Consider the following 26,891-nt stretch of genomic DNA (forward strand, 5'->3'; position numbering starts at 1 on the left):
GAGTATGGACATCAGCGATTTTTACCAGACGTTTTTTGATGAAGCCGATGAGCTATTAGCGGATATGGAACAACACCTGTTGGGTTTAGACCCGCAGGAGCCAGATTCGGAACAGCTTAACGCCATCTTCCGTGCCGCTCACTCCATTAAGGGTGGGGCCGGAACCTTTGGTTTTACGGTATTACAGGAAACGACTCATATCCTGGAAAACATTCTGGATGGTGCTCGTCGCGGCGAGATGCAGCTCAGCACCGACATCATCAACCTGTTTTTGGAAACCAAAGATATTATGCAGGAACAGCTCGATGCTTATAAAACCGCGCAGGAGCCTAACGCGGAGAGCTTCAAATATATCTGTGAAGCGCTGCGCCAGCTGGCGCTAGAGGCCAAAGGTCTGCCGGTTGATGTTCCGGCCAGCGTTGCCACTGCCAGCGCAGAATCGGCCAGCACCAGCGGCCTGCGTGTACAGCTGATCGATCTCAAAGAGAAAGAGGTCGATCTGATGCTGGAAGAGATGAGTAATCTCGGCACCCTGACCAACGTACAGAAAGGCAGCACCACGCTGGATGTCTGCATTGATGGCGTCGGTAAAGATGACATCGTGGCGGTGCTCTGCTTCGTCATCGATGAAGCACAGATCCGCTTCCCGGCAGCTGACGAAGCCGTTGTCGCGCCAGCTGCTGTTGCAGCCGAGGCCGCACCGGTGGTGGAAGAAGTTCACACCGCCACCGTCACCGAACTGCCGGTGGCCGCAGTGAAGCGTGAAAGTAAGCGCGTCGCGGCACCGGCCAAATCGAGCGAATCCACCAGCATCCGTGTTGCGGTGGAGAAAGTCGATCAGCTGATCAACCTGGTTGGCGAACTGGTCATTACCCAGTCAATGCTCGCTCAGCGTTCCGGCGAACTCGATCCGGTCGCGCACGGCGACCTGCTGAACAGCATGGGTCAGCTGGAGCGTAACGCCCGCGATCTGCAGGAATCGGTGATGTCGATTCGTATGATGCCAATGGAATATGTCTTCAGCCGCTTCCCGCGTCTGGTGCGTGACCTGGCCAGCAAACTCGGCAAAGAGGTCGAACTGACGCTGCTGGGCAGCTCAACCGAACTTGATAAGAGCCTGATTGAACGCATCATCGATCCCTTAACGCACCTGGTGCGTAACAGCCTTGACCACGGTATCGAAACGCCAGAGAAACGTCTGGTGGCCGGTAAAGTGGCAACCGGTAACCTGACGCTTTCAGCAGAACATCAGGGCGGCAACATCTGCATCGAAGTGTCTGATGATGGTGCCGGTCTGAACCGTGAACGTATTCTGGCTAAAGCCCTCTCATCGGGCCTGCCGGTTCACGAGAACATGAGCGACGAAGAGGTCGGCATGCTGATCTTCGCGCCAGGCTTCTCCACTGCAGAGCAGGTGACGGATGTTTCAGGACGTGGCGTCGGTATGGACGTAGTGAAACGAAATATTCAGGAGATGGGCGGCCACGTCGAAATCGCCTCGAAGCAGGGCAAAGGCACCACCATTCGTATCCTGCTGCCGCTGACCCTGGCCATCCTTGATGGAATGTCCGTTCGTGTGGCCGATGAAGTCTTTATTCTGCCGCTGAATGCGGTGATGGAGTCGCTGCAACCGCGCGCCGAAGAGCTGAAACCGCTGGCCGGTGGCGAGTGCGTGCTGGAAGTGCGTGGCGAATATCTGCCACTGGTCGAGCTGTGGAACGTCTTTGATGTGCAGGATGCCAAAACCGAGGCCACTCAGGGCATCGTGGTGATCCTGCAAAGCGCGGGCAAACGTTACGCGCTACTGGTCGATCAGCTGATTGGCCAGCATCAGGTGGTGGTGAAGAACCTGGAAAGTAACTATCGCAAAGTGCCGGGCATCTCCGCCGCCACCATTCTTGGCGATGGTAGCGTGGCGCTGATTGTTGATGTTTCAGCACTGCAATCACTTAACCGTGAAAAACGTGTGGCTGGCGCTGCCGCCTGATTGATAACGAAAGGGTAAATAACATGAATGGAATGGCAACCGTGACAAAAATCGCTGGCGAAACCGTGGGTCAGGAGTTTCTGGTCTTCACGCTGGGTGACGAAGAGTACGGCATCGATATCCTCAAAGTTCAGGAAATTCGCGGTTACGATCAGGTAACGCGTATCGCAAATACCCCTGAATTTATTCGCGGCGTCACTAACCTGCGCGGCGTTATCGTGCCGATTATCGATCTGCGCGTGAAGTTTGCGCAGCCCGATGTTGAGTACAATGAAAACACCGTGGTTATCGTGCTGAATCTGGAAAATCGCGTGGTCGGTATTGTGGTTGACGGCGTCTCTGATGTGCTGTCGCTGACCCAGGATCAGATCCGTCCTTCACCAGAGTTCGCTGTGACCATGTCCACCGAGTACCTGACCGGTCTGGGTGCGCTGGGCGATCGCATGCTGATTCTGGTCGACATTGAGAAGCTGCTGAGCAGCGACGAGATGGCGCTGGTGGATAACCTGCGTAGCGCGTAATTGAATCATCACGGGCTGGTTATGGCTGGCCCGTGATAGTTTCACTGAGCGATAATTCCTTTCTATTCATAGAATAAAGCCGCATTGCACTCTAATTTCCCGCTGTCACCTGCCGATAATCCCTCAGTCACTTTAATTACCTACTTTCTTCAGGGTTACTCATGTTAACGAAAATCCGTGTTGTCACCAGCCTGTTACTGGTATTGCTGGTGTTTGGGCTGTTACAGGCCTTCTCCGGTTCTGTTTTCTACTCCGCATTAAGCCACGATAAGCAAAGCTTCGCTGTGGCGCAGCTGGCGACCCGGAATATCCAGGCGCTTAACGACGCTTATCTGAGCCTTAACCAGAGCCGTGTGCTGCTGACCCGTATTCAGCTGCGTCTCGCCAACAGCAAACTGGAGGGCAAAACGGCGGATGTCGCTGGCCTGTTTGATGAGAGCAAAGATTTCCAGCAGGCGGCTGCGCAGTTTTATCAAACGTTCAGACAGATCCCTGACACACCCGGTCTGAATAAGCCGTTAAACGATCGGCTTGAACAGTTGTATGATGCCTATGCGCTGGCGCTAAACGAGCTGCAAACCGCATTGCGGGCAAACGACGCCACTGCTGCCGGCAAGGCGCCGGTCGCCCCCAGCCAGAGTGCGTTTCTTAGCGTCTATGAAGAATGGCGTGCCGATCAGAACCGGCTGACCAATCTTGGCGTTCAGGAAAACAGTTCTGCTTACAGCCGTATGATGTGGATCCTCTCCACCATCATGGCCATCGTAGTCGCCGTGATCGTGCTCTGCTGGTTTGGCCTGCGCAAAATCGTGATGACACCCCTTAACAGCAGCATTAATCACATCCAGCATATCGCCCAGGGCGATTTAACCCAGCCGATCGTGGTGGAAGGGCGCAACGAGATGACTCAGCTCGCGGCCAGTCTGCATGACATGCAGCAGTCGCTGGTGCGCACGGTGACCAATGTGCGTGACGGATCGGATGCGATTTTCACTGGTGCCAGCGAGATCTCTGCCGGAAACAATGATCTTTCTGCCCGCACAGAACAGCAGGCGGCGTCACTGGAGCAGACGGCGGCCAGCATGGAGCAGCTCACTGCCACGGTGAAACAGAACGCCGAAAACGCCCGTCAGGCGTCACAGCTGGCACTCAGCGCCTCAGAAACCGCAGAAAAAGGCGGCAACGTGGTGGCGGGTGTCGTGAAAACCATGAGCGAAATCGCCGGCAGCTCGAAGAAGATTGCCGATATCACCAGCGTGATTGATGGCATTGCTTTCCAGACTAATATTCTGGCGCTTAACGCCGCCGTTGAAGCGGCGCGTGCCGGCGAGCAGGGGCGCGGTTTTGCCGTGGTCGCGGGCGAGGTGCGTAATCTGGCACAGCGCAGCGCCCAGGCGGCAAAAGAGATCAAAGGGTTGATCGATGATTCAGTGAACCGGGTTAATGTTGGTTCGCAACTGGTCGGTACCGCCGGGGAAACCATGAGCGATATCGTCAGTGCGGTCACGCGCGTCACTGACATCATGGGCGAAATTGCCTCGGCGTCGGACGAGCAGAGTCGCGGTATCGATCAGGTCGGGCAGGCGGTCACCGAGATGGATCGCGTTACCCAGCAGAATGCCTCGCTGGTGGAAGAGTCCGCTGCGGCAGCCGCCTCGCTGGAAGATCAGGCCAGCCGGTTAAGTCAGTCAGTGTCGGTCTTCAAAATTCAACGCGGCGCCTTGCAGCAGACGCTGACAAAGCATCTGCCGATTGCCGCACCCGCCACGGCGGCGCTGGCACCACGCAAAGCCCTGACGGCACCGGTCAGTGATACTCACTGGGAAACCTTCTGATGTCACGCTGCGCATCCTGCGGGATGCGCAGCAATTCCCACGATTCCTCTGCGTAAAGCCAAACTCAGCAGCTCATGCTGATAAAAATAATTACAAAAGCCACTTCTCTCCTGAAAGCGCTGAATAGCGTTAATTAATCCTGCTACATCGCCGATATAGCCGCTGCACCTAAATTAACCTGCAGGGGAATAAGATGTTAAAAAAAATAAAAGTGGTGACCAGTTTAATCGCAGTCCTGGTCATCTTTGGCGCGCTCCAGTTAGTCGCTGGCAGCCTTTTCTGGTCAGCCCTCAACAAAGACAAAGAGTCCTTTGCGCTGTCGCAGGTCTCTAATCGCAATGTCACCGAGATGACTGACGCCTATATTTCACTGAACAACAGTCGTACCACGCTGAACCGCGGCATGCTGCGCTTACAGACCAGCATGGCCTCGCAGATGAACGGCGGTCAGCTTGATGAGCTTATCAACAAAGCCAATAAGCAGTTAGCGGAAGCCGAGCGCCACTTTAAAATCTATTACCATCTGCCAACCACGGCAGGTCTTGACGAAACGATGGGCGACACGCTTGAAGCCGATTACGCTAACTACGAAAACGGCCTGAAGGCGATGGTAAAAAGCCTGCAGGCGCGTGACCTGGAAGGGATGTTCAAACAGAACATTGAGCAGAAACAGGTCGCGATGCAGGAGAGTTACAACAAATGGCGTGCGCGTCAGACCGAGCTTTCCGATCAGGGAATGGCGCAGAACCAGAAAGCCTTTAAACAGATGATGTGGCTGCTGGCCGCGATTGGTGTTGCGGTGCTTGCGGTGATTATTACCTGCTGGTTTGGCCTGCGTCAGGTGCTGATTCAGCCGCTGCAACAACTGCTGGCACAGATTCGCGCTATTGCCTCCGGCGATTTGACCCAGCCGATTGTGGTTGAGGGGCGTAATGAGATGAGCCAGCTGGCAGCAGGCATCCATGAGATGCAGCAGTCGTTGGTGATGACGGTGGGAAATGTGCGTGACGGCTCAGATGCCATCTTTACCGGTGCCAGCGAAATCGCCGCCGGAAACAACGACCTGTCGGCACGCACCGAAGAGCAGGCCGCTTCGCTGGAGCAGACCGCCGCCAGCATGGAGCAGCTTACCGCCACGGTGAAGCAGAATGCTGACAACGCCCGTCAGGCATCCCTGCTGGCGCTGACCGCCTCCGAAACCGCGCAGCAGGGCGGTAAAGTGGTGAATGGCGTGGTCACAACCATGAAAGAGATCGCCGGCAGCTCGAAGAAGATCGCGGACATTATCAGCGTGATCGACGGCATCGCCTTCCAGACTAATATCCTGGCGCTGAATGCGGCGGTTGAAGCGGCACGTGCCGGTGAACAGGGTCGCGGTTTTGCGGTAGTGGCCGGTGAAGTGCGCAGTCTGGCCCAGCGCAGCGCGCAGGCCGCGAAAGAGATTAAAGGTCTGATTGAAGATTCGGTGTCACGCGTCAACAGCGGTTCACTGCAGGTTGAAAGCGCCGGCAGCACCATGAATGAGATTGTGGGTGCCGTGACCCGCGTTACCGACATCATGGGTGAGATCGCCTCGGCTTCCGATGAGCAGAGCCGTGGTATTGAGCAGGTCGGTCTGGCCGTCACTGAAATGGATCGCGTGACCCAGCAGAACGCCTCGCTGGTTGAGGAGTCTGCCGCCGCTGCGGCCGCACTGGAGCAGCAGGCCAGCGTCCTGACCCAGGCCGTCTCCGTTTTCAAAATTTCCCGCGCCTGATTTTTCCCTCTTTCAACATGGCGGCGGCGCAAAGCCGTTGCCATGCATAAAGTTCCCCCCGTCTCCGCCGATAAATACACACGAATCGCCAACCAATGAGGTGTTTATGTTTAGTCGAGTACGAGTCGTTTCCGGCCTGCTGTGTGTGCTGGCGCTGTTTGCGCTGCTGCAGCTGTTTTCCGGCGGAATGTTTTTCAAAACTGTCAGTTCAGATAAAGAGAATTTTGCCTACAACCAACGCCTGAATACTCTGCAACAGGCGATGGGCACCTCATGGGTTTCGCTGGTTCAGGCGCGTAACACCCTTAACCGCGCCGGTATCCGTTTTCTGCAGGATGCACAGATGTCGGGGTCGGGTGCCAGCGTGAAAGAGCTGGTCGCCCTGGCGGGTGAGGAGCTGAAGCAGGCTGAAGCCAGCTATCAGATATTCAACGATAACCTGTCAGAACAAGGCAAAACGGCCGAAAACGTCCGGGCGTTACAGGCGAACTACACGGCCTATCATGATGCGCTGGCGGAACTGATGGTCTTCTTCACCGCCGGCAACTTCAAAGGTTTTGTGGATCAGCCGACCCAGAGCTATCAGGACAAGTTTCAGAAAGATTACAGCGAGTGGCTTGAGCACAATAAAGCGCTGTCTCAGCAGGGTGTGGAAGCTAACCAGCACGCGTATACCCGCTCCATCACTATCGTTATCGCCACGCTGGCAGTGACCTTGCTGATGATTATCCTGGTGTGGAACGTGATGCGCTCGGTGCTGATCCGTCCGCTGCGTCAGAGCATTGAGCATATCCAGCACATCGCACGGGGCGATCTGACCCAGACGGTTGAGATTAGCGTGCGTAACGAAATCGGGGAGTTACTGACTTCGCTGCAGCACATGCAGCAGGAGCTGGTCCGTACCGTGCGTACCGTACGAGACGGCTCTGATGCCATCTATACCGGTGCGAGCGAAATCTCCATCGGCAATAACGATCTCTCTTCGCGTACCGAACAGCAGGCCGCTTCGCTGGAGCAGACCGCTGCCAGCATGGAGCAGCTCACCGCGACCGTTAAGCAGAATGCCGAAAACGCCCGTCAGGCGTCCAAGCTGGCGCTGACCGCCTCTGAAACCGCGCAGCAGGGCGGTAAAGTGGTGGATGGCGTGGTCACCACCATGAAAGAAATTGCCGGCAGTTCCAAGAAGATTGCCGATATCACCAGTGTGATTGATGGCATCGCCTTCCAGACCAACATCCTGGCGCTGAATGCCGCCGTTGAAGCGGCGCGTGCCGGTGAACAGGGTCGCGGCTTTGCGGTCGTTGCCGGTGAAGTGCGCAGCCTGGCGCAGCGCAGCGCCCAGGCCGCCAAAGAGATTAAAGGTCTGATTGAAGATTCGGTTAGCCGCGTTAATACCGGCTCGGTGCTGGTAGAGAGCGCCGGTGACACCATGAGCAACATCGTCAGCGCGGTCACCCGCGTCACCGACATCATGGGTGAGATCGCCTCAGCGTCAGACGAGCAGAGCCGTGGCATTGACCAGGTGGGCCTTGCCGTGACCGAGATGGATCGCGTCACCCAGCAGAACGCCTCACTGGTCGAAGAGTCAGCGGCAGCGGCTGCAGCGCTCGAAGATCAGGCAAGTCACTTAAAACAAGCGGTATCAGTGTTCAATATTGGTAAAGAATTTGTCGCTCAGGCCGTTAACAAGACAACGGCGATGAAAACTCTCCAGTCAGATGCACCGTTAGCCGTTGGTCGTTCGCCTGCTACACGCAGTGATGACAACTGGGAAACCTTTTAAAACGCCCGTGGCCCGGCCGCCATTGAGCCGCCGGGCATCGCAGCAGACAAATAATGTATTGAGTTCGGGCCAGGTGCAGAGATGAAAAAATCGACAATTTTAGATCAAAATGAGACGACAACGCTGCTGTCGCAGATGGTGCAGCGTTTACCGCTCTCCGATACGCATTTTCGTCGTATCAGCCAGCTGATCTATCAGCGTGCCGGTATCGTACTGGCCGATCACAAGCGTGAGATGGTTTACAACCGTCTGGTTCGTCGCCTGCGTACGCTGAACATCGATGATTTCGGTCGCTACCTGGCGCTGCTGGAATCCGATCCGAACAGTGCCGAGTGGCAGGCGTTTATCAATGCCCTGACCACTAACCTGACCGCGTTCTTCCGCGAAGCGCATCACTTCCCGATTCTGGCGGAGCATGCACGTAAGCGACAGGGCAACTTCAGCGTCTGGAGTACCGCAGCGTCAACCGGCGAAGAGCCTTATTCCATCGCCATGACGCTGGCGGAAGCGCTGGGCACCGGACCGGGCAAGTTCCAGGTTCATGCCAGCGATATCGACACCCAGGTGCTGGAAAAAGCGGTGGCGGGTGTTTATCGCCAGGAGGAGCTGCGCACGCTGTCACCCGCGCAAATGCAGCGCTACTTCCTGCGCGGCACCGGTCCTCATGCCGGTATGGTGCGGGCGCGTCCCGAGCTGACCAATATGGTCACTTACGCGCAGCTTAACCTGCTGGCCAATGACTGGGCACTGCCGGGTCAGTTCGACGCTATTTTCTGTCGCAACGTGATGATCTATTTCGATAAAGAGACGCAGGAGAAGATTCTGCGTCGGTTTGTCCCGCTTCTGAAGCCGGGCGGCATTCTGTTCGCCGGTCACTCAGAAAACTTCAGTCAGATCAGTAAAGAGTTCTGGCTGCGCGGGCAAACCGTCTATGGACTGACGAAGGAAAGATGATGAGCAAAATCACCGTGATGTGCGTAGATGACTCTGCGCTGATGCGGCAGTTGATGACTGAAATCATCAACAGCCATCCGGATATGGAGATGGTCGCTACGGCGCCCGATCCGCTGGTCGCCCGCGATTTGATTAAGCAGTTCAATCCGCAGGTGCTGACGCTGGATGTGGAAATGCCGCGCATGGATGGCCTCGATTTCCTGGAAAAACTGATGCGGTTACGGCCAATGCCGGTGGTGATGGTTTCATCGCTGACCGGGAAAGGCTCTGAAATTACCCTGCGCGCGCTGGAGCTGGGAGCGGTGGATTTCGTTACCAAACCACAGCTCGGTATCCGTGAAGGGATGCTGTCTTACAGCCAGATGATTGGCGACAAAATTCGTGCAGCCTCCCGTGCCCGACTGCACAACCGTGCAGCGATGCCGGTGCCGGCGACGCTGAAAGCGGGTCCGCTGCTGAGTAGTGAGAAGCTGATTGCGATTGGCTCCTCAACCGGCGGCACCGAGGCGATTCGTCATGTGCTGCAGCCGTTACCGGCGACCAGCCCGGCACTGCTGATTACCCAGCATATGCCGCCAGGCTTTACCCGCTCTTTTGCCGAGCGTCTGAACAAGCTGTGTCAGATCACGGTGAAGGAAGCTGAAGATGGTGAGCGTATTCTGCCGGGCCATGCCTACATCGCGCCAGGCGCAATGCACATGGAGCTGGCCCGAAGTGGCGCCAACTATGTGGTGAAACTGAATGAAGGGCCACCGGTTAACCGGCACAAACCCTCCGTGGATGTGCTGTTTAAATCGGTGGCAACTTACGCCGGACGAAATGCGGTGGGGGTCATCCTCACCGGCATGGGCAACGACGGTGCCGCCGGGATGCTGGAAATGCATCGGGCAGGCGCCTGGACTATCGCCCAGAACGAAGCCAGCTGTGTGGTATTTGGCATGCCGCGTGAGGCCATTGCCACAGGCGGCGTGAGCGAAGTCGTGGATTTAAGCAACATCAGCCAGCATATGCTGGCGAAAATTAGCGCCGGACAGGCATTGCGTATTTAACAGGCCCGTCCCGCCGGGCGAGACAACTCAGGAGTAGATATGGCTGATAAAAACATGCGCTTTTTGGTAGTAGACGACTTCAATACGATGCGTCGTATTGTGCGTAACCTGCTGAAAGAGCTGGGCTTCAATAACGTAGAAGAAGCGGAAGATGGTGTGGATGCCCTCGGCAAACTGAAAGCGGGTGGTTTCGACTTCGTGATTTCCGACTGGAACATGCCAAACATGGATGGCCTGCAGCTGCTGCAGACCATTCGTGCCGACGCGGCAATGAGTTCGCTGCCGGTGTTGATGGTGACCGCGGAAGCGAAGAAAGAGAACATTATCGCCGCCGCCCAGGCCGGTGCCAGCGGATATGTCGTGAAGCCATTCACTGCGGCAACCCTGGAAGAAAAGCTGGGTAAAATTTTCGAAAAACTGGGCATGTAAGGGGATGTGATGAGCGACTTTCCGAAACCAACTGAGGATGCCGCGGCACACGACATCATTTCACGTATTGGCTCTCTGACGCGCATGCTGCGCGACAGCCTGCGCGAGCTGGGGCTGGATAAAGCCATAGCCGATGCGGCTGAAGCCATTCCTGATGCCCGCGACCGTCTGGATTATGTTGTGCAGATGACGGCGCAGGCCGCCGACCGTGCGTTGAACTGTGTTGAAGCAGCACAACCCCATCAGGATAAGATGGAAGCCGGAGCAACCCAGCTGAAAGGGCGTTGGGATGAGTGGTTTGAGAACCCGATTGAACTGGGTGATGCGCGGGAGTTGGTGACGGATACGCGCGCATTCCTCACCGCCGTGCCAGAGCATACCGCCTTTACCAACAAGCAGCTGCTTGAAATCATGATGGCGCAGGATTTCCAGGACCTGACCGGTCAGGTGATCAAGCGCATGATGGATGTGATCCAGGAAATTGAGCGCCAGCTGTTAATGGTGCTGCTGGAGAATATGCCAGAAGTCAGCGCTGAGAAGCGTCAGGAAGGCACCAGCCTGCTGAACGGGCCGCAGATTCACGCCGATGCACCGGGCGTAGTCGCGAACCAGGATCAGGTTGATGACCTGCTGGACAGCTTAGGGTTCTAGGTTTCGTCCGCCTGCGGGCGGGCAAAACAGCTGCAGGTTATAATAAACAGGGTCACCTTCGGGTGGCCCCGTTCCGCATTGTCAGACCCATCCCCGAAAGAACGCCTGTTTTCTCCATCTTATCTCCGCTTTAACTTAAGCCAGATTTGGCATCCTATGCTCAGAATTCCTGCCAACCGAGGTTTGTCGTGGCTGAAGATAGCGACGAAGACAAAACAGAATCGCCCACGGCCCACCGACTTGAGAAAGCGCGTGAAGAGGGCCAGATTCCGCGTTCGCGCGAACTCACATCCGTACTGATGCTGCTGGCCGGCATCATGATCCTGTGGATGGGCGGCAACATGATGGCGCACCGGCTGGCGGCGATGGTCGCCACCGGACTCCGTTTTGATCACGGCATGGTCAGAGATGACAAAATTATCGTCAGCCACATCGGCAGCCTGATCACGCAGGCACTGATGGCGCTGCTGCCATTGATGGGCGGTCTGGTGCTGGTGGCAATCGCCGCGCCCATGCTGCTGGGCGGTATCGTTTTCAGCGGTAAATCGATCAAGTTCGACCTGAAGAAGATGAGCCCGATGGCTGGGTTCAAGCGAATGTTTGCGGCGCAGGCCTGGACCGAACTGTTTAAAGGCATCCTCAAGACCATCTTAGTAGGATCGGTGGGCTGGTGGTACATCTGGAGCCACTGGCCCGAGATGCTGCGGTTGATCAGCGAAGCGCCCGTCACCGCGCTGATTCACGGCATGGAGATGATCGCGGTCTGCTGTTCACTGGTGATGCTGGGGCTGATCCCGATGGTCGGGTATGACGTCTTCTGGCAGCTACACAGCCACTTTAAAAAGCTGAAGATGTCGATGCAGGAGATCCGCGACGAGCATAAGCAGCAGGAAGGTGACCCGCACGTTAAAGGGCGCATCCGCCAGCAGATGCGTGCCGCAGCACGACGCCGAATGATGGCGGATGTGCCGAAAGCCGATGTCATCGTCACCAACCCGACGCACTACTCGGTGGCACTGCAGTACAACGAGAAGAAGATGAGTGCGCCGAAAGTCGTGGCGAAAGGCGCAGGGGAGATCGCCCTGAGAATTCGTGAACTGGCTGCTGAACACCGCATCCCGGTTCTGGAAGCACCGCCGCTGGCGCGTGCGTTATACCGACATACTGAAATTGGTCAGCACATTCCCGGCGCGCTCTATGCCGCCGTGGCCGAGGTGCTGGCGTGGGTCTGGCAGTCGCGTCGCTGGAAGCGCGAAGGCGGCCTGATCCCAACCAAACCAAAAGACCTGCCGGTTCCGGCAGAGATGGACTTTGCAGGAGAGAGCAAAAACGATGGCTAATAACCTGGCCGCAAAACTACGTTTACCGGGCAACTTTAAAGATATGCAGTGGCAGGTGCTGGCCGGGCCGGTACTGATCCTGATGATCCTGTCGATGATGGTTCTGCCATTACCGCCGTTCATCCTTGATCTGCTGTTCACCTTTAACATTGCGCTGTCAATCATGGTCCTGCTGGTGGCAATGTTCACCCAGCGAACCCTGGAGTTTGCGGCGTTCCCGACCATTCTGCTGTTCTCTACCTTGCTGCGTCTGGCGCTGAACGTGGCCTCAACCCGTATCATCCTGATGGAAGGGCATACGGGTGCCGCCGCGGCAGGACAGGTGGTTGAAGCGTTCGGTCACTTCCTGGTGGGCGGTAACTTCGCCATCGGTATCGTGGTGTTTATCATCCTCGTTATCATCAACTTTATGGTTATCACCAAAGGTGCCGGCCGTATCGCCGAAGTGGGTGCGCGCTTTGTGCTGGACGGGATGCCCGGTAAGCAGATGGCGATCGATGCCGACCTCAACGCCGGTCTGATCGGTGAAGATGACGCCAAACGCCGCCGTGCCGAAGTGACCCAGGAAGCGGACTTCTACGGTTCGATGGACGGTGCCAGTAAGTTCGTTCGTGGTGATGCCGTCGCCGGTATTATGATCATGGTGATCAACGTCATCGGCGGCCTGCTGGTGGGCGTGGTGCAGCACGGTATGGATGTGGGTCATGCCGCAGAGACCTATACGCTGCTGACCATCGGTGATGGTCTGGTCGCGCAGATCCCGGCCCTGGTTATCTCTACCGCAGCCGGTGTTATCGTGACGCGCGTTGCCACCGATCAGGATGTCGGCGAGCAGATGGTCACCCAGCTGTTCAAAGATCCGCGCGTGCTGATGCTGAGCGCCGGCGTAATTGGTCTGCTCGGTCTGGTGCCTGGCATGCCGAACTTCGTCTTCCTGCTGTTCACCGCCGCCTTACTGGGTCTGGCCTGGTGGCTGCGCGGCCGCGAAATGCAGCCGAAGAAGAAAGTGGAAGTCACGGGCGGCATCGCCAAAACGGCGGACACGCCAGCCGCCACCGAAGCGTCGTGGACCGATGTGCAGCTGGAAGATACGCTGGGCATGGAAGTGGGCTATCGCCTGATTCCGATGGTCGATCATCAGCAAAACGGTGAGCTGCTGGGACGTATCCGCAGTATCCGTAAGAAAGTCGCCCAGGATGTCGGTTTCCTGCCGCCAGTAGTGCATATCCGCGACAACATGGAGCTGCCACCGGCACGCTATCGCATCCTGATGAAAGGAGTGGAGATTGGCAGCGGTGATGCCTATCCTGGCCGCTGGATGGCGATTAACCCGGGCACGGCTGCCGGAAGTCTGCCAGGCGAAGCGACCGTTGATCCCGCCTTTGGACTGGCGGCGGTCTGGATTGATAGCGCGCTGAAAGAGCAGGCGCAGATTCAGGGCTTTACCGTAGTTGAAGCCAGTACCGTAGTGGCAACCCACCTGAACCATCTGATTGGCCAGTTCGCCAGCGAGCTGTTTGGCCGTCAGGAAGCGCAGCAGCTGCTGGATCGTGTGACTCAGGAGATGCCGAAGCTGACCGAAGATCTGGTGCCGGGTGTGATCTCGCTGACCACCCTGCACAAGGTACTGCAGAACCTGCTGGTGGAGCGGGTGTCGATTCGCGATATGCGCACCATTATCGAAACGCTGGCGGAACATGCGCCGGTGCAGAGCGATCCGCAGGAGCTGACCAGCGTGGTGCGTGTGGCGCTGGGCCGTGCGATTACTCAGCAGTGGTTCCCCGGTAATGACGAAGTGCAGGTTATCGGGCTCGATTCCACGCTGGAGCGCCTGCTGTTACAGGCGTTGCAGGGCGGTGGCGGACTGGAGCCAGGTCTGGCCGATCGGCTGTTAAGTCAGGCACAGGCGGCATTGCAACGTCAGGAGATGCTGGGCGCGCCGCCGGTGCTGCTGGTCAATCATCCGCTGCGTGCGCTGCTGGCGCGCTTCCTGCGCCGCAATCTGCCACAGCTGGTGGTGCTTTCTAATCTGGAGCTGAGCGACAACCGTCAGATCCGCATGACTGCCACCATCGGAGGCAAATAATGCGCTGGCTGGTGATGGCATTCGTGATGCTGCCACTGATGGCGCAGGCGGCAGGTGGTGCCTGGAGTGCTTCGGCCAATGGGCCGCTGCTGGCTAACCGCGGCAGCTGGCAACGGGCGCAGCCGCTGACGCCGCCCGCCGACATTGGCGGGGAGGTCAGCGTCGTTAACTGGCGTTATCAGCTGAGCAGACCGGCCCCGTCCGGCCTGCAGGTGCGGCTGTGCGGCGAACAGCGCTGCACTTCCCTGGAGGGGGCCAGCGGCACCACGCGCGGGCTGGCACATCTGAGCGCCGGTGAGACTTTGCACATGGTGTTTGGTTTTGCCGGAAGCGGGGCGCTGCCACCCGGTTTACGGGTGGTGAGCAGTGAAGTGATGGTCAATTACGAGTAAGGATATTGTTGCTGAATTGACTAGCGCACCAACGCACAGTGCGCAAGTGCATAGTTTGTGTTCAGGCGTTAACCCCCTTCATTCCTTCCTCAGAGTAGCGACCGCCTTTAACCTCAATCTGCTGATGTACAGCGTTCAGCAACCTGATATCTTCCTCTTCCAGCTCGATATCCGCGGCCTGCGCGTTTTCAGTAAGGTAAGCGATCTGTTTGGTGCCTGGTATCGGCACAATTTTTTCATACTGTGCCAGTAACCAGGCCAGCGCAATCTGCCCGGTGGTGGCGTGATATTTCTCAGCCAGTGGTGTCACCGCGTTAAGAAGCTGGAGATTGTGATCGATATTTTCCTGCTGGAAACGGTCATTATTTTTGCGGAAATCACCCTCGGCAAAATCGCTGTTTTTACGGTATTTACCCGTCAGGAATCCTCTGCCCAGCGGCGAATAGGGCACCAGTCCGATACCGAGCTTTTTCACCATAGGGAGAATCTCCTCTTCGATGTCACGCGTCCAGAGTGAATACTCCGTCTGCAGCGCGGCCAGCGGATGGATCGCCTGCGCCCGATTCAGCGTCGAAGCCGACGCTTCACACAGCCCAATCCGGGCGATCTTTCCCTCCTGCACCATACGGCTGAGACACTGCATACTCTCCTCAATCGGTGTCGCCGGACTGATCCGGTGCAGATAAAAGAGATCGATACGCTCAACGCCCAGCCGTTTCAGTGATTCATGGCAGCAGCGGGTAATGTAGTCCGGCTGATTGTTGATGGTGCGGGCATAGGCCGCATCCGCCGGACGTTCAATGCCACATTTGGTGGCAACGGTGAACTTCAGCCGTTCGGCCCGATTGAGCCCGGCAAGAAACTGACCTATCAACTGCTCGTTGTGACCGCGACCGTAAAGATCGGCGGTATCGATAAAGGTGATATCCAGATCGCGCAGCTGGCTGAGCAGTTGCAGGGAATGACGGTCATCGGTCTGACCATAAAATTCGCTGAGCCCCATCGCACCATAGCCGATTGCGCTGACGTCCAGACCCTGAGTTAACGTTCGTTTTTTCATTGTCGCTCCTCGTATGTGAGACGCGATTGTTTCACTCCGCGTGAAAGCAATGAATTGCTCTTTCCGTCATGCAAAAAAGGTATCAGGCGAATGAAAGGGCTTCAGACATACATCCGGCATGCCGACTCAGTAAGCTCTCAGCAACAGGCTGAGCGGGGATTAACAAGTAAGAAGAGGGGGATGCTTCACTGCGTTTCAGCGATGCAGCATCATGCGGACTTTATCGCATCCCCGGGATCAGAGAGTTCTCTCAGCGCATTGAGAACCGCCTCATTTTTTTCATCGGCGCGAATCGCCGCGTAAACATCTATCGCCAGCGGCTGTGCCGCATCTTCTGTCAGCGGGCGATAACAGAGACCTGCCTGATTAAAGGTGCATTTTGACTGCGGCATCAGGGCGAACCCTTTTCCTCTGGCGATGTGCGACAGCATCAGCAGGGAATCGTCCGGCTCTCTCACCCGGTTCAGCGTGACGCTGAGTGTGGCGAAGTAGCGCTCGCATTTATCGTAAAACAGCGGATTGGCGCTGCGCGCAAACCAGAACAGCGGCAGATCGGCCAGCGCTTCCAGCGAGACCTGCTCCGCCACACTGGCAGGATGCGCCGACGGTATGGCAATCAGCAGCGGCTCACGGTAAACCCAGGCGTACTGAACGGTATCTTCCGCATCCGACCCCTTTTCTCCGGTGAGTATTAAATCCAGACTGTTTTTGGCCAGGCTTTGCAAAAGCTGAGGGGAGGTCAGCCGGGGCATTTCCATTTCATCGCTGGCATGAAAAGCGGCGAGCTGCCGATTAAGTGGCGAAATCAGTTCAAAGTTCAGCGTGCGGGTCAGCCCGATGCGTAGCCGGGCCGCGGCGGGCTGCGCATCCTGCTTCAGGGCACTCAGCGCAGTCAGGATCGCTTCCGCCTTCGCGACCAGCGCACGGCCAGAATTGGTGAGCGTTACCTCATGGGTCGTGCGGCTGAACAGCGAGTGGCCCAGCAGCTCTTCCAGACTCTGAATCTGACGGGTAAGCGGCGGTTGCGTCATGCTGAGACGTTCTGCGGCCCGGCGAAAATTAAGCTCGTGCGCAACAGCCAGAAAGCACTGTAACTGTTTTATCGTGGGAAGGTGGCTGCTGATGAGGTGCGCGGCTACAGACATAACACCATCCTGCTGCGAAGATTTGGGGGATCAGAGCGGATATACGAATTCAGCAACGGAGAGGGAAACCCCTCTCCGTTTCAGAGATTACATGCGCTCGACGGTGTCGATGCCCAGCGTATCCAGGCCCTGCTTCAGCGTCTTCGCGGTCAGCGCGGCCAGCTGCAGTCGGCTCAGACGGGTTGTGTCTGATTCTGCTGTGAGAATCGGGCAGTGCTCGTAGAATCCGGAGAACAGACCGGCCAGATCGTAGAGATAGGCACACATCACGTGTGGCGTGCCGTCACGAGCGACCTGCGTAATAACCTCTTCGAACTGCAGCAGACGGGTGGCCAGCTGAGCTTCACGCTCTTCGCTGATCACAATCTCCGCATCCAGCGAATCGGCATCAATGCCCGCCTTGCGGAACACGGAGAGTACGCGGGTGTAGGCATACTGCATGTAAGGCGCGGTGTTGCCTTCGAACGCCAGCATGTTGTCCCAGTCGAAAATGTAATCGGTGGTACGGCTTTTTGACAGATCGGCGTATTTTACCGCGCTGATGCCAACCACTTCCGCCAGCGTTTTCACTTCCGCTTCGCTCATCTCCGGGTTCTTCTCACGCACCAGCGTGTAGGCACGCTGATAGGCTTCATCCAGCAGATCGGAAAGCTTGATGGTGCCGCCGCTGCGGGTTTTGAACGGACGGCCATCTTTGCCCAGCATCATGCCGAACGCATGGTGCTCCAGCGGCACTGATTCCGGCACATAACCCGCTTTACGGACGATAGTCCAGGCCTGAACCAGATGCTGATGCTGACGTGAGTCGATGTAATAGAGCACACGATCGGCTTTCAGCGTTTCGTAACGATATTTCGCACAGGCGATATCGGTGGTGGTGTAGAGGTAGCCGCCATCCTTTTTCTGGATGATGACGCCCATTGGTTCACCCTCTTTGTTCTGGAATTCATCCAGGAACACCACGGTCGCACCTTCACTCTCTACCGCTAAGCCTTTCTGTTTCAGATCGGAGACGATGCCAGGCAGCATATCGTTATAGAGACTTTCACCCATAACATCGTTGCGCGTCAGGGTGACGTTCATGCGGTCATAGATTTTCTGGTTCTGACTCATGGTGATGTCGACCAGCTTCTTCCACATCTGGCGGCAATAGTCATCGCCGCCCTGTAGTTTCACCACATAACTGCGCGCGCGCTCGGCAAACTCAGGATCTTCATCATAGGTGCGTTTGGCTTCACGGTAGAAGCCTTCGAGATCGGCCAGCGCCATCTCAGCATGATCTTCATTCTGCTGCTTTTCCAGGAACGCGATCAGCATACCGAACTGCGTTCCCCAGTCGCCAACGTGGTTCGCACGGATCACTTTATGGCCGAGAAACTCCAGCGTACGTACCGCCGCATCACCAATGATGGTGGAGCGGACATGGCCCACATGCATCTCTTTCGCAACGTTAGGCGCAGAGTAGTCGACAACGATAGTCTGGGGTTCGGCCAGCTGCACGCCAAGGCGCGGCAGACGCAGCGCTTCCCGGGCATGGCTGGCCAGCCAGTTGTGGTCAAGGAAGATATTGATGAAGCCCGGCCCGGCAATTTCGACTTTGCTGGCGATGCCGGTCAGGTCGAGGTGCTGAATCACCGTTTCCGCTAATTGTCGCGGTGCCTGTCCCAGCTTTTTCGCCACGGCCATAATGCCGTTGGCCTGATAGTCTCCAAACTGAACCCGGGCGGATTGACGAACCTGGGGTTCGCAATCGGCGGGTGCGCCGGCTAAAACCATTGCCTGACTGACTTTTGCGGAAAGAAGTGCCTGAATATTCACCGAGTTACCTTCATGTGCTGAGCAACGCCCGGACCAGAAAGCCGGGCTGTCATCATCTTGCCTGAGCGCATCGCGTCACGGAGAGGCAGAAACGGATGGGGCAGACAAAACGGAAAAAAATGAGGGGAAAAGTATACGTGAAATGTCAGTGGGCGTCAGCAGTTGGATGAAGCGGGGAAACAGAGCTGAATAAGATGTTTCCCTGAGGCATTAACGACGTCGCAGATGACGGCGTGGGTTCTTTACGCTTTTATCTTCACGCACCTTCCAATGGCGGGAGATTGCAAATCCCATCAGTGCGATCAGGACAGCGACAACGATGAGCATAGACATAGAGCCATTCCTTTTGGTTGTGTTAGGTCAAATTTATAGGAAGGCGGGGTGGGCTGCAATTGTTTGCCAGGTAAATGAGAGTTATCTTATTGTATTAAAGAAGTTGATAATAATCATGTAGTTAACATGCTTTCATCAAGGAACTCATGGACCTAAACAGGAGATAAATCCGAAATGAAAGATGTTATTATAAGGATTAGCGTTAAATTTCGGGCCAAATAAGATGAATCTTATCATTATGTGATGCTCAGCACGCGGCGCGCCAAAAGCCAGGCGGGTTATAAATGCTAAACAAATTGAGAGGAACTGGGGTAGTGAAGAGATCTTTTCCGGCAGAATTGGATGATTTAAAGACAGATTTAGAACGTTTTGAAGAATCGTTGCAAAGTTTTGCGCAGCGGCTCGGTTTGCGTCTTACCGATCTGGAAGTGGACCATATCGCGGTGCGTTGCCATCAGGACACGACAGCGATGCGCTGGCAGCAAGGTTTGCAGCAGATTGGCACGCAGTTTTCGGCGGCGATGATCAACGGCAGGCAGATTTGCCTGTTTAAACTCCATGACCCGCTGTTTGTCGCAGGCAGGCAGATTGATGTGGTTGAACTGCCATGGCCGGGTGAAAAGCGTTATCGCCATGAAGGCTGGGAGCATATTGAGGTGGTGTTACGGGGCGACCATCAGACGCTGGGCGTGCGCGCGATGGCCTTGCTGTCAGATGAAGCGCTGACGCAGCCGGGTATTTCATTTAAAACCAGTTCACCGCAGGGGGAGAATGAGCGCCTGCCCAATCCGACCCTGGCGGTAACGGATGGGCAGACGACAATCAAGTTCCATCCGTGGCGACTGGAGGAGATTGTCGCCAGCGAACAGAACTAAAGGCGGGCGGCTAACGCACGCTTCAGGCGCGCAACGGCTTCGTCGAGCAGCGCGCGGGTACAGCCGAAATTGAGCCGGACAAACTGGTCATTGCCGAACTCACGTCCGGCGGTTAAGCCCAGCCCGTGCTTTTCAAAATAGAGGGCCGGGCTGGCCACACCCAGCGCGCTGGCGTCGATCCAGGCCAGGTAGGTCGCTTCCGGCGAGGCGAGTGACAGGCCGGTCATCTTATTGACCTGCGACACCAGCCAGTCACGGTTACTGCGCAGATAGGCATTCTGCGCATTCAGCCACGGCTCACCCTCGCGCCATGCTGCTGCTGCTGCCGTGAGTGCCAGAATATCAACATCCGGCACAATGCCGCGTCGTACCCGGTTAAAGCGCGCGCGCAGCCCGGCGTTGGGAATGATGGCGATGGAAGCTCCCAGACCGGCAATATTAAAGGACTTTGAAGGCGACATCAGCGTCACGCTACGCTGGGCTGCATCTTCGCTCAGTGAAGCAAAGGGTATGTGCTTAACGCCGGGTTCCAGCAGCAGATCGCTGTGGATCTCGTCGGAACAGACAATCAAATCGTGCTTCTGCGCAAATGCCAGCTGCGCCTGCAGTTCCTCGCGGCGATAGACGGTGCCGCCCGGATTCTGCGGGTTGCACAGCATTAACAGCCGCGCTTTATCGTCCAGCTGACCTTCCGGCGCATCCAGATCCAGCAGCCAGCGTCCCTCTTGCAGCGTCAGTGGCAGCGTGATCTGACCGCGCTCTGCCAGTTTTGCGGCACCGCGAAACGGCGGATAGATGGGTGTTGGCGTAATCGTCAGCTCGTCAGGCGCGGTGAAAGCGCGTACTGCCAGATTCAGACCGCTCACGACACCCGGCAAAACCACAATCCATTCCGGATTAACGTGCCACTGATAGCGTAAGGCGAGCCAGGCTATCGCGCTATCGATAAATTCAACAGGCGTGTCGCCATAGCCAAAAATCCCATGTTCGGCACGGGTTTTAATCGCATTGATGACGCAGTCAGGCGATCGGAAATCGGTGTCTGCCACCCACAACGGCAGAATGTCCTGGTCCGCATATTTGTTCCATTTAAGGCTATCGCTGTGACGACGGTCTATCCGTTGGTCGAAATTGAATGCCATAGTTAACTTTCCCGGTAAACTCATTCCAGCAGCCAGACTAACTGATGAATCTGCCTTGAACCAGAGTCATGTAAAGGAGAAGAGAATGACCACACTGGAAATTTGCTGCTATGGCGTGGATTGCGCTGTGACCGCACAACAGGCGGGCGCCGATCGGGTTGAACTCTGTGCCGCACCGCGTGAAGGCGGCCTGACCCCATCAGCGGGGATGCTGAATGCCGCCCGGCAAGAAGTTTCGATTCCGGTTCATCCTATTGTCCGGCCACGTGGTGGCGATTTTTGTTACACCGCACGCGAATTTGAAGCGATGAAATCGGATGTGGCGTTAATCCGTGAACTTGGTTTTCCTGGTCTGGTGATTGGGATGCTGGATGAAGATGCTCACATTCATCATGGTCAGATGCGGCAGATTATGGCGCTGTGTGACGGCCTGGCCGTAACCTTTCATCGCGCCTTCGATCTCTGTCACAGCCCAAAGCGTGCGCTGGAAGAGCTGACGGATTTGGGAGTGGCGCGTATTCTGACATCCGGTCAGCAGCAGAGCGCTGAAAACGGAATTGCATTACTCAGGGAACTAAATGAGGCCAGCACCGGTCCTATCATTATGGCGGGTGCCGGGGTACGTCTCAGCAACCTGCAAAAGTTTCTCGACATGGGGATTGATGAAGTTCACAGCTCGGCCAGCCGCCTTGTCGCGTCGCCGATGCGCTACCGCAAAGCGGGGGTCTCCATGTGTTCAGAAGCCGAGACTGACGAGTTCAGCCGCTACTGTGTAGACGGCGATGTGGTTGAGGCGATGAAAAGCGTGATGCAGATGAGCACCGTTCGGGTCGCCTGAACCACAACAGATTTTGCCGCGCAGCACGCCGATCATTGACGTGGTGTTTGCAAGTACCAAACCCCAGTATCCTTGCTGGGGTTCTTTTTGTGTAACGCACACTCCTTACCAGCTAAATTGTTTTGCGCTTCTCTGGCAAGCTATTGATGTCAGAGAGATCTGAAATCTGGCTGCAGCGAAGTTAGCACTCTTTCGCCTGGCTCGATAAAAATCACCTGCCCCATATTAATCATTACATGTCATCCAGGCCTTTCAGGCGCGGCAGCAACGTAATCACTCGCTTTATTCGTTATGCTGATGCCGTGTCGCCTCTTCGGTCCTAAAAGGCGATGCAGGCTGAAATCTTCACAGATTGCCGCTGTTCATCACCGTAGCGTTTACACTGAAAGCAACGTCGCCTGGAAAAGATCCTATGAAACCCAATCCGATTGCTGTCCTGACTCTGATCCTGACTGCTCTCTGCAGTGGCAGCGCTGCCGCCAGCGCATGCAGCCCGAACAACGTTGCTGTGGCTAACAGCAATAACCTGATTTTGCTGGGCGGGAATGCGAAAGGCGCGGTGAAGCAGGTGGTTGCGGGTGAGTTTGGCAAAGATGTGAACTCGCAAAAGCGGGTGCTGGGGCAGTTTGACGCCTGTGGCGATCTGACGGTTGCCGACGTCAGCTATGACAAAAGTGAGCGCAACGTTATTCTCAGCATGGAGCAACACATTGCCCGGGTGCAGGGCGGCTGGGTGGCGGAATATGCCTATATGGTAAAAGTGCTGAAAGAGGGCAAAGAGGTGGTGGTCGATAACCGACAGGGGACGATTAACTGGCAGAAAGGTCAGCATGGCAACATTACCAGCGCCTCAGACAGGTTTACCAGCATGGGTAAAAGCGGCTTTACCGACACGACTTATCGCTATGATCGGCAGTTCCGGCTGGAGAAGAGCGTGGCACGCGGCAGCGATCCTCTGACCAACGGTGAAAATCATTACCACTGGAACCCGCAGGGTCTGGTGACCCGCACCACATCGGCCCGCAGCACCGACAGTTATACCTACGATCCCCAATGGCGTGAAGTGCGGCTGAACGGCACGGCGACCACACCGCTGAGCACCATCCGGTCAGTAGATGAGTGTCAGTCCTGGGATCAGGTGGGTAACTGTACCCTGAGCTATCTTCACGAGACCGAAATCTTCACGCGCGGCACTATTGAGCGCCATCTCAGTTCCGCCTACAAATATGAGTACTGGGACCAGCCGGCGGCGGCGGAGTAAAAGGCGATCGGATGATCGCCTGTCGGGTGGTTATTTAACCGTCTGACTAAAGGCATCCAGCGCCAGCAGTGCGTTTGCAATATCTTCCGGTGAAAGGTTTGGATTAAGGTTTTTCAGCGTGTCGCCCTCACTGTTCGCCAGTGCACCCACTTTGACCAGATTCTCCCAGCTCTCATTTTCCAGATGCAACTCCCGGAGCGTGGTCGGCATGTTGATCGAGCGATAGAAGCGGATATAGCGCGCAATTTCCTCATCCGGACGCTTCTCAAGCACCATCTGCGTCAGTGTGCCGTAGGCGACTTTCTCGCCATGGGTCAGATGGTGGATATCACCATCAATCGCGGTGAACCCATTATGAATAGCATGCGCAGCTGCCAGCCCTCCGTTTTCAAAGCCCAGCCCCGATAACAGCGTATTCGCCTCAACCACCGCTTCCACTGCGGGCGTCACTCGTTTTTGGGTGACGGCAACATAGGCGCTGTAACCCCAGGTAAGCAGCGTTTCTTCGCAGGCACGGGCAATCGCCAGCCCGGCAATTGTCGGATCACCATTAACCATCGATTTTGAATGCGAACGCGCCACCGCCTGCGCTTCAACCCAGGTCGCCAGGCCATCTGCAATGCCGGAGGCAAAGAGTCGTGCTGGCGCACTGGCGCAGACGGCGGTGTCCACCAGCACCAAATCAGGGTTTTTGCTGTAGAAGCGATAGCTCTCAAATACGCCGCTATCAGAATAGATGACCGACAGGGCGCTACAGGGGGCGTCGGTGGAGGCGATCGTAGGCACGATGGCTACCGGCTGCTTCAGCTCATCCGCCACCGCTTTAACCGTATCCAGCGTTTTGCCGCCGCCCAGCCCGACAACCACGTTACAGCCCTGACTTTTCGCCAGCTGGCTCAGACGGGTAATTTCATTGCTCGACGCCTCGCCGTTGAACTGGTGCCAGTTGAAGGTAACGCCCGCCTTTTGCAGCGCCTGTTGGGCGCGTTCGCCGATCAATTTCCAGACGACATCATCCGCAACCAGGAAAGCGTTATCACCCAGTTCGGCGACATAGGGACCCAGCTCATCCAGCACGCCCGCGCCCTGCACATATTTACGGGGTGAAGAGAAGATAAATTTACTCATAATCACAGCTCCTTAATATGAAGTTAAACCGCCCTTAGCCTGGCACACGCTGACGAACAGGGAGAGTGTTCAGGGTGAGATAATTCGACGAGCCTGTTACGCTGGCAGGACACCCATACGCTGCTGACCGGCTGTTACCTCCAGGGAGAACGCCATGACCACCACGCTGTTTTCATTTCTGTTTGCCATCACCATACTGACGCTGACGCCGGGATTTGATACTGCGCTGGTACTGCGCTCAGCAGTCGCTCAGGGCGCAAAGCGCGCCAGCGTGACGGCACTGGGTATCACGCTCGGCTGTCTGGTCTGGGGTGTCGCGGTGGGATTCGGTTTAGGCGCGCTGCTGCTGGCCTCCGAAATGGCCTATAACCTGCTTAAGTGGCTGGGTGCCGCCTGGTTACTCTGGCTGGGGCTGAAATTGTTGCTGAAACCTCGCCAGACAGCAGTCGACACGCAACAACCGGCGCTGCAGCAGGGCTATCTTGCCTGCTTCAGCCGCGGGCTGCTGGGCAATCTGCTAAACCCCAAAGTGGGGATCTTCTATGTGAGTTTTTTGCCACAGTTTATCCCGGCGGGGGCGTCGGTGGCGCTCTGGTGTAGTCTGATGGCGCTGGCACACATGCTGCTGGGGCTGATCTGGAATGCAGTACTGATTGTCGGCAGCCACTATTTCGCCGGTCATTTGCGCAAACCGCGGGTGCTGAAGGTGATGGATCGCCTGACTGGCTGCGTCTTTATTGGATTTGCGGCGAAACTGGCGTTGTCTCGCCGCTAGGGCATTACGGTTTGGTGGCGACCAGTACGGCGCGCAGAGGCGCCGGATAGCCCTCGACCGTTTTGCTGGGGTCATCGGGATCGAGGAATTCAGACAGAGACTCGCTGGTCATCCAGTCAGTACGGCGTTGCTCTTCAGTGGTAGTGAGGGCGAAATCGACAATCCGTACATCGACAAAGCCGCTTTTTTCCAGCCAGCTTTTCAGCGCTTCAGCTGACGGAATAAAGAAGACATTGCGCATCTGCGCATATCGCTCACCGGGCACCAGCACCTGATTCACATCGCCCTCAATCACCAGCGTCTCCAGCACCAGTTCGCCACCGCTGACCAGCTGATTCTTAAGCTGTAACAGGTGATCCAGCGGCGAACGGCGATGATAGAGCACGCCCATCGAGAACACGGTATCGAACGCCTGCAATACCGGTAACTGCTCAATGCCCAGCGGCAGCATATGCGCCCGGCGATCGTCGTTCAGCAGTTTGCGCACCGCTTCGAACTGCACCAGGAATAGCTGCATTGGATCGATGCCGACCACCAGATGGGCACCCGCGCCAATCATCCGCCACATGTGATAGCCACTACCGCAGCCCACATCGAGCACTGTGCGGCCGGCCAGCGGAGAGATGTGCGGTAGTACGCGCTCCCACTTCCAGTCCGAACGCCATTCGGTGTTGATGTGGGTGCCATAAAGGAAATAGGGCCCCTTGCGCCACGGCATCAGGTTGCGCAGTAATTTCTCAATACCCTGACGATGGCGATCGCTGATGTCATCGCGGTCAGCGGTAACGCTGTGCAGCAGGTCAAGCTTTTGAGGCTCCAGCAGCGGCAGATACTCCAGCGACTTGTACCAGTCGCGGAAGTGCCCATGCAGGTTTTCACGCTGCCACTCGCTGATTTGCGCCGGTAACACTTCCAGCCACTTCGCCAGCGGTCCCACCGCAATTTGCTGATAAAAACGGCCAAAGTCGATCATTTCAACGCCACCAGAGATCCAAAATTAAAGCACTGGAACCAGAGTTCGGCGTGCGAGAAACCGGCCTGTTTCAGACGGGCTTTATGAGCTTCAACGCTGTCAGTCAGCATCACATTTTCCAGCATGCTGCGTTTCTGGCTGATTTCCAGTTCGCTGTAGCCGTTGGCGCGCTTGAAGTCGTGATGCATGTTAAACAGCAGCTCACCGACTTCGGCATCTTCAAAACTGAACTTCTCTGACAGTACCAGCGCACCGCCCGGTTTCAGTCCCTGCCAGATCTTTTCCAGCAGCGCCAGACGCGCAGGCGGTTCCAGAAACTGCAGCGTAAAGTTGAGCACCACCAGAGAGGCATTCTCAATCTCAATGTCGCGGATATCCGCTTCCAGCACCGTTACCGGTGTGTCCGCGCGAAACGCATCAAGATGGCGACGGCAGCGCTCTACCATCGCCGGGGAGTTATCCACTGCGATGATCTGGCAACCCGGCACCTGAATATTGCGGCGCACCGACAGGGTGGCCGCGCCCAGGGAGCAGCCCAGGTCATAAACCTTGCTGTCCGGGGTAACAAAACGTTCTGCCAGCATGCCAATCATCGAAATGATGTTGGAGTAGCCCGGCACCGAGCGCTGAATCATGTCAGGAAAGACTTCAGCTACACGCTCGTCAAAAGTCCAGTCGCCCAGTTTTGCAATGGGCGCTGAGAAGAGTTGATCGCGGTCAGACATATCGAAAATCCGAAGAGACGACGGAAAGGGCGCTA

At 56.4% G+C, this 26,891-nt stretch carries 24 protein-coding genes; 16 read left to right on the forward strand and 8 right to left on the reverse strand.

From position 1 onward, the window contains the following. Window positions 1-4: 4 nt before the first annotated feature. The 12 genes from cheA to flhE all read left to right on the forward strand — a co-directional run bounded on the left by cheA (window position 5) and on the right by flhE (window position 14,783). Window positions 5-1,987 (forward strand): chemotaxis protein CheA, encoded by a 1,983-nt coding sequence (gene cheA, locus EPG66_RS00420; protein ID WP_182686015.1) that lies wholly within the window; start codon window positions 5-7, stop codon window positions 1,985-1,987. Window positions 1,988-2,010: 23 nt separating this feature from the next. Continuing rightward, window positions 2,011-2,508 (forward strand): chemotaxis protein CheW, encoded by a 498-nt coding sequence (gene cheW / locus EPG66_RS00425; RefSeq protein ID WP_010258541.1) that lies wholly within the window; start codon window positions 2,011-2,013, stop codon window positions 2,506-2,508. 161 nt (window positions 2,509-2,669) lie between these two features. After that, window positions 2,670-4,343: a methyl-accepting chemotaxis protein gene (locus tag EPG66_RS00430; protein WP_182685620.1), complete on the forward strand. Its 1,674-nt coding sequence runs from the start codon at window positions 2,670-2,672 to the stop codon at window positions 4,341-4,343. Between the two features lie 193 nt (window positions 4,344-4,536). Then, on the forward strand, window positions 4,537-6,099 hold the full coding sequence (locus tag EPG66_RS00435; RefSeq protein WP_115758689.1) for a methyl-accepting chemotaxis protein: 1,563 nt from the start codon (window positions 4,537-4,539) through the stop codon (window positions 6,097-6,099). A 106-nt stretch (window positions 6,100-6,205) separates the two neighbouring features. Then, a complete protein-coding gene (locus EPG66_RS00440; RefSeq protein WP_039391127.1) occupies window positions 6,206-7,882 on the forward strand; it encodes a methyl-accepting chemotaxis protein in 1,677 nt (558 codons plus the stop codon). An 81-nt stretch (window positions 7,883-7,963) separates the two neighbouring features. Then, window positions 7,964-8,836, forward strand: a complete 873-nt coding sequence (gene cheR, locus EPG66_RS00445; protein WP_010258551.1) for a protein-glutamate O-methyltransferase CheR — start codon at window positions 7,964-7,966, stop codon at window positions 8,834-8,836. After that, window positions 8,836-9,885, forward strand: coding sequence for a protein-glutamate methylesterase/protein-glutamine glutaminase (locus EPG66_RS00450; protein ID WP_010258555.1), 1,050 nt, complete (start codon window positions 8,836-8,838; stop codon window positions 9,883-9,885). The genes cheR and EPG66_RS00450 overlap by 1 nt, the downstream gene beginning before the upstream one ends. 39 nt (window positions 9,886-9,924) lie before the next feature. Continuing rightward, window positions 9,925-10,314, forward strand: a complete 390-nt coding sequence (gene cheY, locus EPG66_RS00455) for a chemotaxis response regulator CheY (RefSeq protein WP_010258559.1) — start codon at window positions 9,925-9,927, stop codon at window positions 10,312-10,314. A gap of 9 nt (window positions 10,315-10,323) precedes the next feature. Next, window positions 10,324-10,965 (forward strand): protein phosphatase CheZ, encoded by a 642-nt coding sequence (cheZ, locus tag EPG66_RS00460; protein ID WP_003849160.1) that lies wholly within the window; start codon window positions 10,324-10,326, stop codon window positions 10,963-10,965. 188 nt (window positions 10,966-11,153) lie between these two features. Further along, on the forward strand, window positions 11,154-12,305 hold the full coding sequence (flhB, locus tag EPG66_RS00465) for a flagellar biosynthesis protein FlhB (RefSeq protein WP_031591448.1): 1,152 nt from the start codon (window positions 11,154-11,156) through the stop codon (window positions 12,303-12,305). Continuing rightward, window positions 12,298-14,391, forward strand: a complete 2,094-nt coding sequence (flhA, locus tag EPG66_RS00470; protein ID WP_010670817.1) for a flagellar biosynthesis protein FlhA — start codon at window positions 12,298-12,300, stop codon at window positions 14,389-14,391. The genes flhB and flhA overlap by 8 nt, the downstream gene beginning before the upstream one ends. Continuing rightward, on the forward strand, window positions 14,391-14,783 hold the full coding sequence (gene flhE / locus EPG66_RS00475) for a flagellar protein FlhE (protein WP_031591447.1): 393 nt from the start codon (window positions 14,391-14,393) through the stop codon (window positions 14,781-14,783). The genes flhA and flhE overlap by 1 nt, the downstream gene beginning before the upstream one ends. Before the next feature lie 61 nt (window positions 14,784-14,844). On the opposite strand, the gene EPG66_RS00480 is transcribed toward flhE, so the two are convergent. From EPG66_RS00480 to EPG66_RS23150, 4 genes are all read right to left on the reverse strand, one after another. After that, window positions 14,845-15,843 carry an aldo/keto reductase gene (locus EPG66_RS00480; protein ID WP_182685622.1) on the reverse strand — a complete coding sequence of 333 codons (999 nt, stop codon included), beginning with the start codon at window positions 15,841-15,843 and terminating at the stop codon, window positions 14,845-14,847. A 209-nt stretch (window positions 15,844-16,052) separates the two neighbouring features. Further along, on the reverse strand, window positions 16,053-16,988 hold the full coding sequence (locus EPG66_RS00485; RefSeq protein WP_182685624.1) for a LysR family transcriptional regulator: 936 nt from the start codon (window positions 16,986-16,988) through the stop codon (window positions 16,053-16,055). An 87-nt stretch (window positions 16,989-17,075) separates the two neighbouring features. Beyond that, complete coding sequence (gene argS / locus EPG66_RS00490) at window positions 17,076-18,806, reverse strand: arginine--tRNA ligase (RefSeq protein ID WP_010258588.1); 1,731 nt, start codon at window positions 18,804-18,806, stop codon at window positions 17,076-17,078. Between the two features lie 210 nt (window positions 18,807-19,016). Then, window positions 19,017-19,139 (reverse strand): hypothetical protein, encoded by a 123-nt coding sequence (locus EPG66_RS23150; RefSeq protein ID WP_009089698.1) that lies wholly within the window; start codon window positions 19,137-19,139, stop codon window positions 19,017-19,019. Window positions 19,140-19,423: 284 nt separating this feature from the next. Between EPG66_RS23150 and EPG66_RS00495 the strand changes: the two genes are divergently transcribed. Continuing rightward, complete coding sequence (locus EPG66_RS00495) at window positions 19,424-20,014, forward strand: VOC family protein (RefSeq protein WP_069026426.1); 591 nt, start codon at window positions 19,424-19,426, stop codon at window positions 20,012-20,014. Here EPG66_RS00495 and EPG66_RS00500 read toward each other — a convergent pair. Next, a complete protein-coding gene (locus tag EPG66_RS00500; protein WP_182685627.1) occupies window positions 20,011-21,156 on the reverse strand; it encodes a MalY/PatB family protein in 1,146 nt (381 codons plus the stop codon). The two genes, EPG66_RS00495 and EPG66_RS00500, sit on opposite strands and share 4 nt — an antisense overlap. 85 nt (window positions 21,157-21,241) lie before the next feature. Here EPG66_RS00500 and cutC point away from each other — a divergent pair, with 85 nt between their 5' ends. Further along, a complete protein-coding gene (gene cutC, locus EPG66_RS00505) occupies window positions 21,242-21,994 on the forward strand; it encodes a copper homeostasis protein CutC (protein ID WP_010258601.1) in 753 nt (250 codons plus the stop codon). Between the two features lie 412 nt (window positions 21,995-22,406). Next, complete coding sequence (locus tag EPG66_RS00510) at window positions 22,407-23,255, forward strand: hypothetical protein (protein WP_115387458.1); 849 nt, start codon at window positions 22,407-22,409, stop codon at window positions 23,253-23,255. Between the two features lie 30 nt (window positions 23,256-23,285). Here EPG66_RS00510 and EPG66_RS00515 read toward each other — a convergent pair whose 3' ends face one another. Further along, on the reverse strand, window positions 23,286-24,383 hold the full coding sequence (locus EPG66_RS00515; protein ID WP_031591434.1) for a glycerol dehydrogenase: 1,098 nt from the start codon (window positions 24,381-24,383) through the stop codon (window positions 23,286-23,288). Window positions 24,384-24,537: 154 nt separating this feature from the next. On the opposite strand from EPG66_RS00515, the gene EPG66_RS00520 reads away from it, so the two are divergent. Then, on the forward strand, window positions 24,538-25,158 hold the full coding sequence (locus EPG66_RS00520) for a LysE family translocator (RefSeq protein WP_182685629.1): 621 nt from the start codon (window positions 24,538-24,540) through the stop codon (window positions 25,156-25,158). A gap of 4 nt (window positions 25,159-25,162) precedes the next feature. Here EPG66_RS00520 and cmoB read toward each other — a convergent pair whose 3' ends face one another. Together cmoB and cmoA are read right to left on the reverse strand one after the other, a co-directional pair. After that, a complete protein-coding gene (gene cmoB / locus EPG66_RS00525; protein ID WP_182685631.1) occupies window positions 25,163-26,131 on the reverse strand; it encodes a tRNA 5-methoxyuridine(34)/uridine 5-oxyacetic acid(34) synthase CmoB in 969 nt (322 codons plus the stop codon). Continuing rightward, complete coding sequence (gene cmoA / locus EPG66_RS00530; protein WP_010258614.1) at window positions 26,128-26,856, reverse strand: carboxy-S-adenosyl-L-methionine synthase CmoA; 729 nt, start codon at window positions 26,854-26,856, stop codon at window positions 26,128-26,130. The genes cmoB and cmoA overlap by 4 nt, the downstream gene beginning before the upstream one ends. Window positions 26,857-26,891: the final 35 nt, after the last annotated feature.

The sequence above is a fragment of the Pantoea pleuroti genome, from assembly GCF_014156615.1.
GTDB classification, from domain to species: domain Bacteria; phylum Pseudomonadota; class Gammaproteobacteria; order Enterobacterales; family Enterobacteriaceae; genus Pantoea; species Pantoea agglomerans.

What these genes read in the sequence shown, in the direction of transcription:
- cheA (WP_182686015.1), top strand. Translation starts at nt 5, where the DNA reads ATGGACATCAGCGATTTTTACCAGACGTTTTTTGATGAAGCCGATGAG.
- cheW (WP_010258541.1), top strand. Translation starts at nt 2,011, where the DNA reads ATGAATGGAATGGCAACCGTGACAAAAATCGCTGGCGAAACCGTGGGT.
- EPG66_RS00430 (WP_182685620.1), top strand. Translation starts at nt 2,670, where the DNA reads ATGTTAACGAAAATCCGTGTTGTCACCAGCCTGTTACTGGTATTGCTG.
- EPG66_RS00435 (WP_115758689.1), top strand. Translation starts at nt 4,537, where the DNA reads ATGTTAAAAAAAATAAAAGTGGTGACCAGTTTAATCGCAGTCCTGGTC.
- EPG66_RS00440 (WP_039391127.1), top strand. Translation starts at nt 6,206, where the DNA reads ATGTTTAGTCGAGTACGAGTCGTTTCCGGCCTGCTGTGTGTGCTGGCG.
- cheR (WP_010258551.1), top strand. Translation starts at nt 7,964, where the DNA reads ATGAAAAAATCGACAATTTTAGATCAAAATGAGACGACAACGCTGCTG.
- EPG66_RS00450 (WP_010258555.1), top strand. Translation starts at nt 8,836, where the DNA reads ATGAGCAAAATCACCGTGATGTGCGTAGATGACTCTGCGCTGATGCGG.
- cheY (WP_010258559.1), top strand. Translation starts at nt 9,925, where the DNA reads ATGGCTGATAAAAACATGCGCTTTTTGGTAGTAGACGACTTCAATACG.
- cheZ (WP_003849160.1), top strand. Translation starts at nt 10,324, where the DNA reads ATGAGCGACTTTCCGAAACCAACTGAGGATGCCGCGGCACACGACATC.
- flhA (WP_010670817.1), top strand. Translation starts at nt 12,298, where the DNA reads ATGGCTAATAACCTGGCCGCAAAACTACGTTTACCGGGCAACTTTAAA.
- flhE (WP_031591447.1), top strand. Translation starts at nt 14,391, where the DNA reads ATGCGCTGGCTGGTGATGGCATTCGTGATGCTGCCACTGATGGCGCAG.
- EPG66_RS00480 (WP_182685622.1), bottom strand. Translation starts at nt 15,843, where the DNA reads ATGAAAAAACGAACGTTAACTCAGGGTCTGGACGTCAGCGCAATCGGC.
- EPG66_RS00485 (WP_182685624.1), bottom strand. Translation starts at nt 16,988, where the DNA reads ATGTCTGTAGCCGCGCACCTCATCAGCAGCCACCTTCCCACGATAAAA.
- EPG66_RS23150 (WP_009089698.1), bottom strand. Translation starts at nt 19,139, where the DNA reads ATGTCTATGCTCATCGTTGTCGCTGTCCTGATCGCACTGATGGGATTT.
- EPG66_RS00495 (WP_069026426.1), top strand. Translation starts at nt 19,424, where the DNA reads ATGCTAAACAAATTGAGAGGAACTGGGGTAGTGAAGAGATCTTTTCCG.
- EPG66_RS00500 (WP_182685627.1), bottom strand. Translation starts at nt 21,156, where the DNA reads ATGGCATTCAATTTCGACCAACGGATAGACCGTCGTCACAGCGATAGC.
- cutC (WP_010258601.1), top strand. Translation starts at nt 21,242, where the DNA reads ATGACCACACTGGAAATTTGCTGCTATGGCGTGGATTGCGCTGTGACC.
- EPG66_RS00510 (WP_115387458.1), top strand. Translation starts at nt 22,407, where the DNA reads ATGAAACCCAATCCGATTGCTGTCCTGACTCTGATCCTGACTGCTCTC.
- EPG66_RS00515 (WP_031591434.1), bottom strand. Translation starts at nt 24,383, where the DNA reads ATGAGTAAATTTATCTTCTCTTCACCCCGTAAATATGTGCAGGGCGCG.
- EPG66_RS00520 (WP_182685629.1), top strand. Translation starts at nt 24,538, where the DNA reads ATGACCACCACGCTGTTTTCATTTCTGTTTGCCATCACCATACTGACG.
- cmoB (WP_182685631.1), bottom strand. Translation starts at nt 26,131, where the DNA reads ATGATCGACTTTGGCCGTTTTTATCAGCAAATTGCGGTGGGACCGCTG.
- cmoA (WP_010258614.1), bottom strand. Translation starts at nt 26,856, where the DNA reads ATGTCTGACCGCGATCAACTCTTCTCAGCGCCCATTGCAAAACTGGGC.